Source organism: Methylomonas albis (assembly GCF_014850955.1).
Taxonomy (GTDB): domain Bacteria; phylum Pseudomonadota; class Gammaproteobacteria; order Methylococcales; family Methylomonadaceae; genus Methylomonas; species Methylomonas albis.
Genome location: NZ_JACXSS010000001.1, coordinates 4,714,183 through 4,729,975 on the forward strand (window position 1 = coordinate 4,714,183; position 15,793 = coordinate 4,729,975).

The following is a 15,793-nucleotide window of genomic DNA, read 5'->3' on the forward strand; positions in this document are numbered from 1 at the left end:
GTTTTGCAGTTGAAAGATAGCCATAACTTGTTACAGTAGTAGCCGAGTTACTGAACTTACCGACACGGGAGCATCATGTTACGCAAAATATTGATCGCCAATCGCGGCGAAATTGCTGTCCGTATCATTCGGGCCTGCGCGGAAATGGGCATTCGTTCCGCAGCTATTTATTCGGAAGCCGACCGTTTTGCCCTGCACGTCAAAAAGGCTGACGAGTCACATTACATCGGCAGCGAGCCGCTGGCCGGCTATTTGAATATTTATGGTCTGGTGGATCTGGCCTTACGCACCGGCTGCGATGCGATTCATCCGGGTTATGGCTTTCTATCGGAAAACGCTCAATTTGCCCGCGCCTGCCAGGAACGCGGCCTGGTGTTTATCGGCCCGTCCGCGGAAGTTATTCAGCGCATGGGTGACAAAACCGAAGCCCGCAGCGCGATGATAGCGGCCGGACTGCCGGTGACGCCAGGTTCTGACGGCAATCTGGACAGCGTCGAACACGCCTTGCAGGTGGCCGAACAGATCGGTTATCCGATCATGCTGAAAGCCACTTCCGGCGGCGGCGGGCGAGGCATCAGACGCTGCGACAACCCCAACGAACTGCGACAAAACTTTCAACGAGTGATTTCCGAAGCCACCAAGGCCTTCGGTAGCGCCGACGTGTTTTTAGAAAAATGCGTGGTCAATCCCATCCATATCGAAGTGCAGGTACTGGCCGACCACTTCGGCAACACCATCCATCTTTACGAGCGCGATTGTTCGGTGCAAAGACGCAATCAGAAATTGATAGAAATCGCGCCATCCCCGCAACTGGATGAAGCCCAACGTCAATATCTGGGCGGGTTAGCGGTAATGGCGGCTAAAGCAGTCGGCTATACCAACGCCGGTACCGTGGAGTTTCTGCTGGACACCAACGGCCGGTTCTATTTCATGGAAATGAACACCCGGGTGCAGGTCGAGCATACCATCACCGAGACCATCACCGGCGTCGATATTGTCGAAGAGCAAATTCGGGTCGCGGCCGGTTTGCCTTTGCGTTTCAAGCAGGAAGAAATCGTCAGACGCGGCTATGCGATTCAATTTAGGGTCAACGCCGAAGACCCGAAAAATAATTTCCTGCCCAGCTTCGGTCACATTTCCCGTTACTACGCTCCCGGCGGCCCCGGCGTGCGCACCGACACGGCGATTTATACCGGATACGAAGTACCGCCGTTTTACGACTCGATGCTGGCCAAGGTTATTGTCAGTGCGATGACTTGGGAAGATGCCATCAACCGCGGCGAGCGCGCCTTGAAGGACATGGGCTTGTTCGGCATCAAAACTACGATCCCCTATTACTTAAAAATTCTCGGCCATCCGGATTTTCGTCGCGGTCGCTTCAATACCGGTTTTGTCGAAGCTAACCCCGATCTAATCAATTATTCCAACAAGCCGCGACCGGAAATTCTGGCCAGCGTGCTGGCGGCCGTTGTGGCCTCTCATACCGGCCTGTAAGCCAAAGGACATTGCAATGAGTAAAGTTTACGTAACCGACGTTATCCTGCGCGACGCCCACCAATCACTCATCGCCACCCGCATGCGCACTGAAGACATGCTACCGGCCTGCGCCATGCTGGACGACATCGGCTATTGGTCACTGGAATGCTGGGGCGGCGCCACCTTCGACGCCTGTTTGCGCTTTTTAAAGGAAGACCCCTGGGAACGCTTGAGCAAACTAAAAGCCGCGCTGCCCAATACCCGTCTGCAAATGCTGTTGCGCGGCCAAAACCTGCTCGGCTACCGGCATTATTCCGACGACGTGGTGCGCAAATTCGTCGAGACTGCCGCCGGTAACGGCATGGACGTGTTTCGGATTTTCGACGCGCTGAACGACATCCGCAATCTGGAAACCGCCATCGAAGCCACCAAAGCAGCCGGAAAACACGCCCAAGGCACCATCTGTTACACCACCAGCCCGGTGCACGACATCGCCAGTTTCATCAAATTGGGAAGAGGCCTAGCCGACTTGGGCTGTGATTCGATTGCCATCAAGGACATGGCCGGCCTATTGACACCCTATATCGCCGGAGAACTGGTCAAGGCCCTGAAAGACGCCGTCGACCTGCCATTGCACCTCCACTGCCATGCAACCGCCGGCTTGGCGGAAATGTGTCAGCTCAAAGCCATCGAGGCCGGCTGCGAACATGTCGACACAGCCCTATCTTCCTGGGCCGGCGGCACCAGCCATCCGCCTACTGAATCGCTGGTCACGGCGTTGCGTGGCACAGCTTACGACACCGGCCTGGATTTGGACAAGCTGCAAGAGGTGAATCAGTATTTTGTTGAGGTGCGGAAAAAATACCGCCGCTTCGAAAGCGAATTTACCGGTATCGACACCCGCGTGCATATCTTTCAGGTGCCGGGCGGCATGATCTCGAATCTGGCCAACCAGTTAAAAGAGCGTGACGCGCTGGACCGGATGACCGAGGTTTACCGGGAAATCCCGGAAGTACGCAGGGATTTGGGCTACCCGCCGTTGGTCACACCGACTTCGCAAATCGTCGGCACCCAGGCGGTTTTGAACGTGTTGACCGGCAAACGCTACGAAACCATCAGCAATGAGGTGAAACGCTACCTGCACGGCGGTTACGGCAAGGCCCCGGCCACGGTTAATCCGCAACTGCAAGCCAAGGCAGTCGGCACGGAAGAAGTCATCGAATGCCGGCCGGCCGATTTACTCAAACCCGAGTTTGAACATCTGCGTAACGAAATCGCCCATCTGGCCGTGAACGACGAAGACGTGTTGAGCTTTGCCATGTTCCCCGAGATCGGCAAACAATTTCTGGAACTGCGTTCCACCGACAACCTGGTCGCCGAACCTTTGGAATTGGCAGACGTACCGACGCCCGGCGAAGTCAAAAAAGCCCCGACCGAATTCAACGTGGCCCTGCACGGCGAGTCCTATCACGTCAAAGTCACCGGCGCCGGGCCGAAAAACCAAAGCTTGCGGCATTTTTACTTTACCGTGGACGGCATGCCGGAAGAAATTGTGATCGAAACCCTGGATGAAATCGTGCTGGACGGCGGTGCGCAAGGCGCGGTGCAAAGTGCTATCGCCAGCAAACGTCGCCGTCCCAACCAGCCCGGCGATGTGGTGACCAGCATGCCTTGCAACATCATCGACGTGCTGGTCAAGGAAGGCCAAAAAGTCAACGCCGGCCAATCCTTGCTGGTAACAGAAGCCATGAAAATGGAAACCGAGATCACGGCGCCGATAGCCGGTATCGTCAAGGCAATCTATGTCGCAAAAGGTGATGCCGTTAATCCAAATGAGGTGTTGGTCGAAATTAATTAGAAGAAAAGAGCCAAGATGAAAGGTAAAATGGCGCGTCTGCCATAAGGGTGGCTTTTACAAATTTGTAGCTGTTTACTTTGGTAAATGATTTCACCGCTACAATTATGTTCGCTGATCATCTTTTTAGCCTTTAATCTTTCGCCTGATTACTTTGACTCCTAAATCCGTAACCGAAGAATCCATCCGCCACGCCGTCGAATTGTTACGGCAAGGCCAATTGGTGGCCTTTCCAACCGAGACCGTTTACGGCTTGGGCGCGGATGCCGCCAACCCCGATGCGGTTGCCAAAATCTTTGCCGCGAAAGGCCGGCCGGCCGACCATCCTTTGATCGTGCATATCGCCAGCGCCGCGCAAATCAACGACTGGGCGGAAGCCGTGCCGGAAGCGGCGTTACGGCTGGCCGAACACTTCTGGCCCGGCCCGTTGACGATGATACTGAACAAAAAATCGACAGTGCCGTCCGCCGTCACCGGCGGCCAGGATACCGTGGGCTTGCGGGTGCCGGCCAATCCGGTAGCCCTGCAATTATTACAAGCCTTCGGTGGCGGCATCGCCGCACCGTCGGCAAATCGCTTCGGCCACATTAGCCCGACGCAAGCCGAGCATGTTGCGGAAGAACTGGGCGATAGCGTGGCCTGCATCCTGGACGGCGGCCCCTCCTCGGTGGGTGTGGAATCCACCATCATCGATCTCAGCGACGGCATCCCCGCCATCCTCAGACCGGGTCGTATTACCCGCAGCCAACTGAAAGCCGTACTACAAACTGAAGTCCGTCTTTCCGCGCAAAGCAAAATCCGTGCGCCGGGCATGATGGCAGTGCATTACGCGCCCAACACCATGGCCTTGCTGTGCCCGGCCGATACCTTAATCGCGATGACCGACGATTTGTGCGCAAAAGGTAAACACATTGGCATCCTGGCATTTAGCGCCGAAATCGCCGAAATCCCCTGCCTGCATCTACTTAGATTGCCGGCCGATGCCGAGCTTTACGAACCGGCTTTATACAGCTCGCTACGCGCATTGGACAACCTGCAACTCGATACCATCCTGATCGAACAGCCGCCTGATAGCGAAGCCTGGGCAGCCGTCAACGACCGCCTGGATAAAGCCACGGTTTGATATGACCGACGAGGAATGGCTGCGCCATGCCATCCGTCTGGCGCAACGCGCCGAAAGCCAAGGCGAAGTGCCGGTCGGCGCGCTGCTGGTGCATAACGAGCGCTGCATCGCCGAAGGCTGGAATCAACCCATCCAAAATAACGACCCCACCGCGCACGCCGAAATCGTTGCGCTACGCAAAGCCGGCCAGGTTTTACACAACTACAGACTGATCGATACCACCCTCTACGTGACCCTGGAGCCCTGCGTAATGTGCATGGGCGCCATCGCTCACGCCCGCGTCAAACGTCTGGTATTCGGCGCCTACGATGCCAAACGCGGCGCGGTTTGCCATGCATTGCAACTCAGCGACGCAGCGTTTTTAAATCATTCTGTGGAATGGACGGGGGGAATTCTGGAAACGGATTGCGCGGAGTTACTCAGCGATTTTTTCAAAGCCAGACGGCATCAGTCAAAAAGTCAATAACCACTACGCGACACTTGCAGTCCGTTTATCTCATATTGTTTCAACCCCTGAATAGCCGACTTGCTCCGGCGAAAATGAAAAGCAAAACCGGTAGAATCGAGATGCGGACTCAGGAATGCAGTCGAGATGGGTATTAATTAACGTCTAATCGGGTATTCATGCATAGCCTCTCACAAGCCATTTAGTTACAGTTTACTCCATTGGAGCAGTGAGTAAATGTGTTGCATAAAACCATCAAATCCAATAATTAAAGACATTACTTCAACATAGGCTTGTCTCGGCACAAGTATTATTTTGAGCGAAATATCATTATAGTTAATTTATTTAATATTGATAAATAGCGGACAAGTTATTGTTTGTTCCGGAGTCACTTCAAAACTAATGTAAAATATTAAACACCGACTATTTAAAAGCCTTATAGAGAATTTCTATATGCCGATAAAACTGGAGACTTTACCATGCTTAACTATTACTCATCTAGGAATAAAACTTCCGTATCTTTATGGAAAACACCGCATATCATCTTAAAATTTATATTCTTATTCTGTTGTCTAGCCAATATACAACTTGCATTTTCTTTACCTAATCAACCACCCGACCCTGTTCCTGACCCCACGCCTAATGGCAATCTGGTTGACGAATGTGTTAATTATGCTAAAACCTCAGCATCCTTAACCCTAACCCCGCAAAACATCAGTTTTGGCGACTCTGTTAATCTGAGCTGGCACATAGAATATCCATCAAAATGTAATGAGGTTTTTTCTTCAGTTGAATTAGCAGGTAAACCGGTAGGTTTGGACGGTGATCAAGTAATAAAACCTATGTCCACTCGCACCTATTCTTTATCTATTTCAACTCCAAACAAAAACTATTACCTACTTAGCCAGGAAGTCGAAGTTACCTTGCCAAATACTGTTCATATCGATGGGAGCAATGACGATTGGAAGGGAGTGTTAATACAAGCCTTGCAAGCCGGCAATAAAAAAATTGTACTGGCCTCTGATGTTGATATGGATTTAACCGGAATAGAAAGCATCAACATTAAAAGCGGCACCACTCTTACCAGTGAAATGCCAGAGCCAGCAATTTATAAGGCCTTTGTGCCTGCAAAAACCAGCTCTAAAAAGGCGAATGTCAAATTTTCAAATCTCTTGTCGAATGCGGTTGACAATGTTTACCGCCCACCCGCCCGAAATGCGGATAATTTAGGCCCAAGGCTCTATTTGATTAATACTGGTGTATCACGCAACCCCCTGTTTATTATCAACGATAGTAATGTCAAAATTTCGGGTTTCAGGTTGCAAGGCCCTAATCCAGAGATAGGTAATGGCAATAGTAATAAGGAAATTGGTATAAAAATTCTTCCAGTTGTGAAAGATGGCGACCCTTTACAAGGAATTGAGATCAGTCAAATGGAAATCTATAACTGGAGTGGTGCGGGAGTTGAAGTTAATGACACGAATACAACTGATCATCCCGGCAGATTGACGTTTAATAATGCCTCAGGCGTTTATATCCACGATAATTATATTCATCACAATCGGCACCACAGTGGCTTTGGTTATGGTGTAAGCGTTGGGGAGGGGGGCTATGCACTCATCGCGCAAAATGTGTTTGAACAAAATCGGCATGCTATTGCAGGTGAAAGTAAAAGTGACGATGGCACCGATTTTTCAGGCTATATTGCACGAAATAACTTAATCTTACCCGGAGGCGGGGCGCATTGCACCGAGAATAGTATTGTGGATAACAATGGTCCAAATATCTGCTGGCGTACCCACCAAATAGATATGCACGGCGATATATCACGACAATCAGACTATGATAGTGGAACAGCCGGTGAAACTATGATTATTGAGCAAAACACGATTTTATATACAGGTGGACCGCGTCATCACATCTACGATCTTGACCAGTGGGACCCGTCTCAAACATTGTTAGGACCATGGGAAAACGGTAATGCAATAAAAATCCGTGGCAACCCAAAGGATAAAGTTTATATCAATGCCAATGTCTTTGCCCACAGTAATCGCGCTGATGCTATAGTGCAAAACTACACTGCGACTGGATACTATTACCCCCCGAGAGGAGTTCCTCAACTTATTTTAAAGATTTCTAATCCAATTACTGTGACTCCAAACAATCTGTGGGGCGCTAAACCACTAAAAAATCTAGTGAAATGTGATTTTACCGGTGATGGTTTGCCGGATGACTTCATGGCAACGGGTGTAACTTGGTGGGTGCGTTCGGCTGTAACTCAGCAGTGGCAATATCTTAATACTAAAACCGAGCGCCTAAACCAATTAATAATTCAGGATTTGGATAATGACGGCATCTGCGATGTCGCGCGTAAACCCGGCAATCCGCTTGCGATACCTCGGATATATTCAAAAAGCGGTAAGGGCGACTGGGTTGATAGGTTTATGGTGGCACAATGATAGATAATCGCTTTTAAATACCCTAAAGGCCAGGAGTGAGGGAAAGCAACTAAAGACTAGCTTTCCCTCCCAAGTCTTGGAAAACCTCCCTGGATGTGTTCATGATAGTGTCAATTTATTACCGACAAATTCATATTAATAGGGTTGCTGCCTAGTATTAAATGTCAGCTCTATTGCAGCAGAATGAGTCTATGTGGTAGATACACCAAAACTCTTTCATTTTATGCTAGCGCCTCTCCGGCAAGATCTAGCGTGATTTCATCTCCCAAGATTGGAGAACTAGTAATGAAGCCAGGCAACGAGAATACTGACTCTCAACTTCCACTTGAAGAAAGGCGTGTTTGTCTGGATGAGAAGCGCTTTTTGCTGGACAACTCGTTCGCTAAAAAATGGTTGCCTACCCTCGTGACGCTAATGGCTGGTTTTATCGCAAGCATGTTCAGTTACGTGCAACAGCAAAGCGCGATTCAGACTACTGAGCGCGCTAGAATTGAAGCGCAAGCCAAGGAGGAAAGAGAATGGGGCTTCAAAGTCATCGAAATGTATTTCAGTAAGAGCGAGCTTTTTGATCTAACGAAAAACGCCGAGCAAGCTGCATTGAACCTTCGTGTCCTGGCTGCCGTGGCGCCTAAGGCTGTACAGGGTGTGTTAAATGCGGAGCGATCTAGAATTCCGCCTCCCAGTGGAAACGATGACTCGAATCGTTTGGACAGCTTGGCTGCCGTCGCGGGAGTCCAGGACGCATTGGCCAACGCCAAACAATCACCACAGCCCCCAACGTCGAGCCTGAAACCATCCGACTTTACGATTTACGTTCAGTATCCCAGTGACGGGCGAGATGTGGCCGAAAAGACGCGAAGCCTGCTCCTTAGTTTTGGCTATCGGGTTCCGGGTATTGAGCAAGTTGCTAAAGTCCCCTCCCGCTTGCAAGTACGTTACTACCGTCCCGACCAACTGACCTACGCGGAGAAACTGGCGGTTGAATTGGGAAAATCGCTGAGTTTGCCAGCCGGTTCCGACAACGCAATCTTAGTGACCAGCTCCAAGCAGTTGCCGACCGGCATTTTAGAAGTATGGCTACCCTCCACAAGCAACTAATTTTGTTTGGGACGATATGATTTTTTTCCCTACAGAGGACGTTTGATATGAAACAGACGATACGTGCTTTTATAGTAGACCGCTCTGATTGGGTGGTATTTCGCAAACCGGGTGCTGGCTATGGAAATTTAACAGCGCTCGCCATGATATTGACGGCGCTACTGGAACCAAGCATGGCGCTGGCATCGGAAGCGCCATGCGCGCCGGGTAATTCCTCGGTTTGGGCCCCGGCGGCCAAGGACTTTCTGGGCACCTCCATCAGCACTCAGTCCCGGGTCTACTTTACCGGCGCCGAGGGGATATTGACCGAAGTGTTCTACCCCACGCTCGACAAGGTGCAGAACGTAGATCTGCAATTATTGGTCACCGACGCCCAAAAGACCTGGGGCGACGAAGAGCGCCGGCAAACCCGGCATGAAATCAATCAGGTAAACAAACGCGCCATGCTGTGGCAGGTAAGCACTAGTGCCGACAGCGGTAAGTGGAAAATTACCAAAAAGATCTTCGCCGATCCGGGGCGCAACACGGTTATACAACGTGTTACCTTCCAAACCCTGGAACCCGGTAAAACAGTTAAGGATTACAACCTCTACCTGCTCAATAATCCGGCCATTAATAACAGCGGGGCGGGCAGCGGCAATACCAATCAATGCAGCGGCAAGCAAGGCACGGATCAAGGCGCCGATAACTCCCGCACGCTCACTGCCAACGGCCGCGTCATGCTGGCTGCGTCAGAACCCAATTCCACATCTTCGGCACTCGCCATCTCATTACCCTGGAAAGCGGTCGGCGGCACTCCCATGGTCTCCAACGGCTTTGTAGGCCGCAACGATGGCTTTACCGATCTATTTGCCGGCGCCGGCGACAAAACCATGGACTTTAACTTTGACAGTGCCTCCGGTGGCAATGTCGCGCAAATGGGCTGGATCGATTCGGGCAATAGCACGGCCAACAGCATCTCCTTTGACGTGGTACTGGCCTTCGGCAATAACGAGGCTGAAGCGATGAATACGGCCAATGCCACTCTGGGCAGCGACCTGAACACACTGGAGAAGACTTTTACGGACGATTGGATCGCCTACAGCCAAGGTCTCAACAACCAAAAAGGCAAGGCGGACGATCAATATTATCTGGCCGTAATGGCCTTAAAAAGCATACAGGACAAGAGCAATGGCGCCATGATCGCCGGCTCTGGCACACCGTGGGGTGAAACCAGCAGCGACAGCAACCTGGGGGGCTACCATTTGATCTGGTCGCGCGACTTGTTCAAATTCGCCAGTGCGCTGATCGCCGCCGGCGATGCCGCTTCCGCTAACAAAGCTGTCGAGTTTTTGTTCAACACTCAGATGCAGACAGCCACCCAAGACAATCCTTATTCACGCCCGGGCCGTTTCCCGCAAAATAGTCTGGTGGACGGCAAGCCTTATTGGAATGGGTCGCAAATGGACGAGGCGGCCATGCCCATCATTCTGGCGTGGAAACTAAATCGTGTCGATCTATGGCCTAAGATCAAGCTGGCCGCGGAATTTCTGTCTCACGCGGGGCCAGGCACCGGACAGGAGCGTTGGGAGGAGATGGGCGGTTATTCACCCTCCACGATTGCCGCCGAAATCGCCGGTTTAGTCTGCGCCGCTGACTTGGCTAATGCGGCAAATGATCCGGGCGCGGCGAATTTCTATTTGCAGAAGGCCGATGAATGGCGGAATAACGTGGCGAACTGGACATTTACCAGCACCGGCTTTCATGGTAACGGCAAATATTATATTCGCATCAATGCCAACCAAAACCCCAATGATGATGCCAATCTGACTTTTGGCAACGGCGTCGGCAGCCACGGCGAGCGTTGGATCGTCGACGGCGGTTTTCTCGAACTCGTGCGCATGGGCGTGATGAGCCCTAAGGACTGGACCATCCTTGAAACCCTGCCGGAATATGATGCCATTCTCAAACAGACTATCGCCGGAAAAGGAGACGCTTGGTTTCGCTACAACTATGACGGCTATGGCGAATATAACGATGGCCGGAATTACGACGGCAGCGGTCGAGGCCGACTATGGCCTATCTTCACCGCCGAACGCGGGATTTATGAAATCGCCAAATCCGGTGATGGCTCTAAGGGCGAATCCTATCGCCAAGCGCTGAAGGCTTTTTCCTCGCAAGTCGGATTTATTCCTGAACAGATATGGAACAACAGTGCCAATATTACCGGCTGGCAGACCGATACGCCGGCGGCATTTACTGTCGGCACATCGACCAAATCAATGCGTCCGCTAAGCTGGGCCATGGGCGAATACATCAACCTGATTGCGGCGATAAATCAGGGGCATAGCGACGCACCTAGCGTGGTCTGTCAGCGCTATGCCTGCGACAAGCCGCAAACAACTGTAACGTTCAAGGTCAAGGCAGACACGAAGTTTGGCGAGAATCTATATTTGGTGGGGAGCAGCCCTTTGCTGAGTAACTGGGTGCCCACATCGGGGATCAAGCTATCGCCGGCTAACTACCCGATCTGGAGCGTGACGGTGTCATTACCTGCCGGAACACCTTTGGCGTACAAATATGTCAAACGTGACAGTAACGGCAACACGATTTGGGAAAGCGGGGACAATCGGGACTTCACCACCCCCGCCAGCGGCGAAGTCACCCGCGACGATAGCTTTCGATGATTTTCCCGGTCCGGCGGAGTACTGCTTGGAACGGTTGCCTAGGAAACCCAGATTGGGTTAACACCTGGCATATAGGAGACTTGTAATAACCGACACGTCGAACACACGGTGAATTCTGTCGTATGTTGCTTGATCCAAGCGTAATTCACCGTTGCTCCTTGGCAAAGTTCCTACAGGGCACGACCAATAGATCTAGCCTCGCTAAAAGTAGGCGCAGGGTGTGGCACCAATCGCGAACGATGCGGTGCATGTTGTTTACGGCATCCTACCGGCTGTTCGCCAGCTTGTCCGCAGTCGAAGGATCTATAAGCGAGCGTCATGCCTCGAGAGGCTTACCCACGGCGAGCGGCGCTTCGGTGTTTTGGTATCGTCACAAAGCTTTTTACCTTGCGAGCAAGCCTGCTGAACCTTACGAATTAACCTTCAAGCCTGGCGGGCAATGCAAACTCATCCGCCCGACCGGCAAAACACCTCGCGCGCAACGCATTTAAGCTCGCGCACGAGTCTTTTTGCTATCGCCGCAAAGCATTTTGCCTTGCGAGCAAGCCTACCGAGCTTTGCGAATTAACCTAAACGGAGGGTGTAAGAATTTTTGTGTAAACGGCCATGAGGTAGGAAACTACCGATCCTGATGAGGATGAAAAAATGACCGTATCACCCAAAGCCATTCCTGATGAATTACTCGATGCCTTAATGTCGAACTATCAAACACCCGAAGACCTGATCGGTGCCAATGGACTGTTAAAGCAGTTGACCAAAGCCATTGTCGAACGCGCCCTGGAAGCGGAAATGACCGCGCATTTGGGCCACGGCAAGCATGAGGCGGTGACCAACGCCAATAGCAATGCCCGTAACGGCAAGAGCCGGAAAACGCTCAAAGGCGACTTCGGCGACTTACCCATCGAGATTCCCCGTGACCGTCATGGCGAATTCGAACCCCAGATTATCGCCAAGCATCAACGGCGCTGGACGGGCTTCGACGACAAGATCATCTCGTTGTACGCCCGCGGCCTGACGGTACGGGAAATCCAGGCCCATCTATTGGAGATCTATCACACGGAGGTGTCGCCCACCTTGATTTCCTCGGTGACCGACGCGGTCCTTGAGGAGGTGAGCGCCTGGCAAACCCGTCCGCTGGATCCGATTTACCCCATCGTCTACCTCGACTGCCTACACACCAAAGTGCGGGACAGTGGCAGTGTGCGGATCAAGGCGGTCTATCTGGCTATTGGTGTCAATCTGGACGGACACAAAGAGGTGCTGGGGCTGTGGATTGCCCAAAGCGAAGGCGCCAAATTTTGGCTGCAAGTGGTCACCGAGCTCAAGAACCGTGGCGTCAACGACGTTTTTATCGCCTGTGTCGACGGTCTAAAGGGGTTTCCGGAAGCGATCGAAACCGTGTTTCCCAAAGCCACTGTGCAGTTGTGCATCGTGCACTTGGTCCGTAACAGCCTTAACTACGTCAGCTACAAAAGGCGCCAGTCGGTCGCCGACGACCTCAAGCGTATCTATCAAGCCGCTACCGTCAGGGAAGCCGAACAAAAACTGGCCGAATTCGAGGCCAACTGGCACGAAGCCTATCCCACCATTGCCCCGATCTGGCGACGAAACTGGGACCGTATCATCCCGTTTTTCGACTATCCGCCCGAGATTCGCAAGGTGATCTACACCACTAATACCATCGAATCGGTGAACCGAAGCCTGAGAAAAATCATAAAAAATCGCGCGATCTTCCCCAGCGATGACGCATTACCCAAGTTGCTCTATCTGGCATTGAAGAATATCAGCCAAAAGTGGACCATGCCCGTCTATGACTGGAAAGCCGCATTAAACCGGTTTAGTATTCAGTTCGAAGACCGAATCCCTAACCGATAACTTAAACCCGTTTACACAAAATTCGGGATGCCCCCCCTAAACGCCTGGCGGGCAATGCAAATTCATCCGCCCGACCGGCAAAACACCTCGCGCGCAACCCATTTAAGCTCGCGCACGAGTCTTTTTGCTATCGTCGCAAAGCTTTTTGCCTTGCGAGCAAGCCTACCCAGCTTTGCGAATTAACCTAAAAGCCTGGCGGACAATGCAAATTCATCCGCCCGACCGGCAAAACACCTCGCGCGTAATGCATTTAAGGTCGTGCATGCGGTCATTTGCTATCGTCGCAAAGCTTTTTACGTTGCCCGCATGCCTACAAAGCCATATGGCAACGCGTTTTGGTTTGCGTCCAAGCGAGCGAAGCTTTGGTGAATCGTACAATGCGATTCGTGCGGGGTTTCAAGGCCTGCGGTTGAGGGGAGAATCCATATCCTCCCGCAGAAACTCAGGCCCGGCGCTGTCCAACTGTCCCGGAATTGCCTGTAATCGATCAATGTATTGTTGGCAGACTTACGTGGCTATCGGCCAACTCCAGCCGTTCGAGCCTTGCCAAAGCTAACCTTAAAATATGTCTAAGCAGACTTTCAAAATTCACTATCGTTAACCAATTTGAATTCAAATCCAGTATTGCATTCTACGAGAATATCGTATGATAATTTCATACAAAAATGATTCGAGGTAAGCTCATGGCCATGCAACGTAAAACGATTACCCTTACTGATAAATTGGAAAGCTGGGTAAAAATCCAAGTTGATTCTGGTAAATTTGGTAACGACAGTGAATACTTTCGTGATTTGGTGCGCCGGGATCAGGAAAGACAAGAAGCAGAAACCCGTCTCCGCAATTTCTTGGATGATGCCGAAGCCAGTGGCTTTAGTGAACGGAATCCTCAAGAAATTTGGGCTGCTGCGGAAGCTTCGAGCCCTGTAAATAATGGCTAATTACCGCTTATCCAAACGCGCGGAAAAAGATGTCACAAATATTGCGCTCTACACCATCCAAAATTTCGGGGTAAAGCAAGCAAGGCTATATCGGGATGGGTTATTTAAGACTTTTGAAATGATTTCCGATTTCCCCTTAATAGGAAGCGACCAAGACCATATCAAGCCAAAAGCAAGGAGGTTTGTATATGAATCGCACAGCATATACTATCTGGTCAATGGCAATGAAATTTTGATGCTCCGAATATTCGGTCCGGGGGAAGATCCATTGCGTCACTTGACTTAGCTTGCTTTCGGTTACCGACTCGCAAGAAAAGCCAAAGCTAATTTTATGACTCTCTAACTTATAGGGCTTTCATTTTTTCAATGCAGAGTAATTTCAATATATGGATCAAAAGAGGTTTGGACAAATCAGGTTCATAGCTTGCGCCTTAAATGGTTTGTTATGAGAAAAGTGCCTGATTTAAGAGAGACAATTATCCCTCCAGATGAAGTTATTCAAGCCGGTAAAGACGGTAATTTGATTCTATTCATCGGCGCTGGTGTTTCTCGTTTATTGGGCTTACCTTCTTGGCAAGGATTAGCCAACTGCATTCTCGAAGACTTGAGACAACATGCCTTTCTGAATTATTCAGAAGTCGAACAACTACAAACACTAGACCCGAAAAAGCAACTTTCAATTGCGACATTGATTGCCGAGCAAAACGGTTACCCTTTGAACGTTGCTAAGCATCTAACTGGCAAAACTGAAGGCGACAGCATCTATAAAGCTATCAATGATATCTGTGGGCGCAAATGACCGGTTCCGGGCCGCCTATCCGCCTGTTCAGCTACACGCCGGGGCGTTGGGGTGCGCACGCGCAACCGCTGTACGAAGGCATCAAACTCGGCGCAGTACTGATGAGCGATGGCTATGAGGTGTATAACGCTATTGCGGCGGTGCGCGGTGCCATTCACCTCGGCTGCTGGGCGCATGCGCGCCGTTACTTTGTCGAAGCCGAAACGGTCATCCCCATAGCCGCGCGTGGACCGGAATCACTGGCGACTCAGTTTATTGCAGCGATCGGCGAACTGTATGCCCTTGAAGCCAAGGCCAAAGACTTGAGCGTCGAACAGCGTGGGCAACAACGACAATTGTTAAGTCAACCGGTATTGGCTAAGATCGAAGGTTTGCTAGTAGAGCATCTGCATGGGGTCACTCCCGGCAGTTTGCTGGGCAAGGCCTTGCATTATCTGTCGTCGCAATGGCCGAAACTGAACCGCTTTGTCGAGAACGGCGCCTGGCCCATCGATAACAACCTCTGCGAGAACGCCATACGCCCGTTTGTGGTCGGTCGCCGCAACGGGTTGTTCTGCGACACGGTGGCCGGTGCCCAAGCCAGCGCCAATCTCTACTCGCTGATTGAGACCTGCAAAGCCAACCGCATCGAACCTTACATCTATTTAGCGGCATTGTTCCGCCAGTTGCCTCTGGCCAAAACCGTCGAAGACTTCGAGGCATTGCTGCCCTGGCAACTCGTCGAGCCAAAAATTGAACAATAAGCTGCTACAAGTCCGCTCTGAAAATCAATGGCGTGGTTTAAAGGGCGCATACCTATAACCCGCCAAACTGGGGATGGTTAGCAATACCAAGCCTAACAGCACCAATACACCGGAAATCTTCAGCGGCACCACCATACGGGCGCTAGGAATCCGGTCAAAAAGAAGTAATCTAAAACCACCTCCCAGATATTCAAACGTACCGAACAGATTATGAATTTGCTGGCGCCAAGAGCCAATCAGCGGAGAGCCTGGATCGCACGGAAAAACCGCACCGAATACATAAGCCACGCCCACTCAGGAAAATGCCAGTAAACCC

Annotated in this window: 12 protein-coding genes and 1 pseudogene; 12 read left to right on the forward strand and 1 reads right to left on the reverse strand. The window is 51.3% G+C overall.

The features are described 5' to 3' along the window. Positions 1–75 precede the first annotated feature (75 nt). The 12 genes and pseudogenes from EBA_RS21260 to tnpC all read left to right on the forward strand — a co-directional run. Positions 76–1,494, forward strand: coding sequence for an acetyl-CoA carboxylase biotin carboxylase subunit (locus EBA_RS21260; RefSeq protein WP_192376575.1), 1,419 nt, complete (start codon positions 76–78; stop codon positions 1,492–1,494). Between the two features lie 16 nt (positions 1,495–1,510). Next, positions 1,511–3,334, forward strand: a complete 1,824-nt coding sequence (gene oadA / locus EBA_RS21265) for a sodium-extruding oxaloacetate decarboxylase subunit alpha (protein ID WP_192376576.1) — start codon at positions 1,511–1,513, stop codon at positions 3,332–3,334. 151 nt (positions 3,335–3,485) lie between these two features. After that, entirely contained in the window at positions 3,486–4,454 is a 969-nt protein-coding gene (locus tag EBA_RS21270) for an L-threonylcarbamoyladenylate synthase (RefSeq protein ID WP_192376577.1), read from the forward strand. A 1-nt stretch (position 4,455) separates the two neighbouring features. Then, entirely contained in the window at positions 4,456–4,920 is a 465-nt protein-coding gene (gene tadA, locus EBA_RS21275) for a tRNA adenosine(34) deaminase TadA (protein WP_192376578.1), read from the forward strand. A 458-nt stretch (positions 4,921–5,378) separates the two neighbouring features. Beyond that, entirely contained in the window at positions 5,379–7,358 is a 1,980-nt protein-coding gene (locus EBA_RS21280; protein ID WP_192376579.1) for a right-handed parallel beta-helix repeat-containing protein, read from the forward strand. A gap of 285 nt (positions 7,359–7,643) precedes the next feature. Continuing rightward, positions 7,644–8,456: a hypothetical protein gene (locus EBA_RS21285; protein ID WP_192376580.1), complete on the forward strand. Its 813-nt coding sequence runs from the start codon at positions 7,644–7,646 to the stop codon at positions 8,454–8,456. A gap of 47 nt (positions 8,457–8,503) precedes the next feature. Continuing rightward, the gene (locus EBA_RS21290; RefSeq protein WP_223146722.1) at positions 8,504–11,122 is read left to right on the forward strand and encodes a glycoside hydrolase family 15 protein; all 2,619 of its coding nucleotides are present in this window, start codon (positions 8,504–8,506) and stop codon (positions 11,120–11,122) included. 645 nt (positions 11,123–11,767) lie between these two features. Further along, the gene (locus tag EBA_RS21295) at positions 11,768–12,997 is read left to right on the forward strand and encodes an IS256 family transposase (protein ID WP_192376581.1); all 1,230 of its coding nucleotides are present in this window, start codon (positions 11,768–11,770) and stop codon (positions 12,995–12,997) included. Between the two features lie 683 nt (positions 12,998–13,680). Next, positions 13,681–13,935, forward strand: a complete 255-nt coding sequence (locus EBA_RS21300; RefSeq protein ID WP_192376582.1) for a type II toxin-antitoxin system ParD family antitoxin — start codon at positions 13,681–13,683, stop codon at positions 13,933–13,935. Continuing rightward, entirely contained in the window at positions 13,928–14,221 is a 294-nt protein-coding gene (locus EBA_RS21305; RefSeq protein ID WP_192376583.1) for a type II toxin-antitoxin system RelE/ParE family toxin, read from the forward strand. The genes EBA_RS21300 and EBA_RS21305 overlap by 8 nt, the downstream gene beginning before the upstream one ends. 138 nt (positions 14,222–14,359) lie before the next feature. Further along, positions 14,360–14,734 carry an SIR2 family protein gene (locus tag EBA_RS21310; protein WP_192376584.1) on the forward strand — a complete coding sequence of 125 codons (375 nt, stop codon included), beginning with the start codon at positions 14,360–14,362 and terminating at the stop codon, positions 14,732–14,734. After that, positions 14,716–15,477 (forward strand): annotated as a pseudogene (gene tnpC, locus EBA_RS21315) (IS66 family transposase); the annotation flags it as partial. The gene EBA_RS21310 and the pseudogene tnpC, both read left to right, overlap by 19 nt. Before the next feature lie 24 nt (positions 15,478–15,501). Here the strand turns inward: tnpC and EBA_RS21320 are convergent. After that, positions 15,502–15,765 carry a hypothetical protein gene (locus tag EBA_RS21320; RefSeq protein ID WP_192376585.1) on the reverse strand — a complete coding sequence of 88 codons (264 nt, stop codon included), beginning with the start codon at positions 15,763–15,765 and terminating at the stop codon, positions 15,502–15,504. Between the last annotated feature and the right edge of the window lie 28 nt (positions 15,766–15,793).

What these genes read in the sequence shown, in the direction of transcription:
- EBA_RS21300 (WP_192376582.1), top strand. Translation starts at nt 13,681, where the DNA reads ATGGCCATGCAACGTAAAACGATTACCCTTACTGATAAATTGGAAAGC.
- oadA (WP_192376576.1), top strand. Translation starts at nt 1,511, where the DNA reads ATGAGTAAAGTTTACGTAACCGACGTTATCCTGCGCGACGCCCACCAA.
- EBA_RS21285 (WP_192376580.1), top strand. Translation starts at nt 7,644, where the DNA reads ATGAAGCCAGGCAACGAGAATACTGACTCTCAACTTCCACTTGAAGAA.
- EBA_RS21260 (WP_192376575.1), top strand. Translation starts at nt 76, where the DNA reads ATGTTACGCAAAATATTGATCGCCAATCGCGGCGAAATTGCTGTCCGT.
- EBA_RS21295 (WP_192376581.1), top strand. Translation starts at nt 11,768, where the DNA reads ATGACCGTATCACCCAAAGCCATTCCTGATGAATTACTCGATGCCTTA.
- EBA_RS21305 (WP_192376583.1), top strand. Translation starts at nt 13,928, where the DNA reads ATGGCTAATTACCGCTTATCCAAACGCGCGGAAAAAGATGTCACAAAT.
- EBA_RS21290 (WP_223146722.1), top strand. Translation starts at nt 8,504, where the DNA reads ATGAAACAGACGATACGTGCTTTTATAGTAGACCGCTCTGATTGGGTG.
- tadA (WP_192376578.1), top strand. Translation starts at nt 4,456, where the DNA reads ATGACCGACGAGGAATGGCTGCGCCATGCCATCCGTCTGGCGCAACGC.
- EBA_RS21280 (WP_192376579.1), top strand. Translation starts at nt 5,379, where the DNA reads ATGCTTAACTATTACTCATCTAGGAATAAAACTTCCGTATCTTTATGG.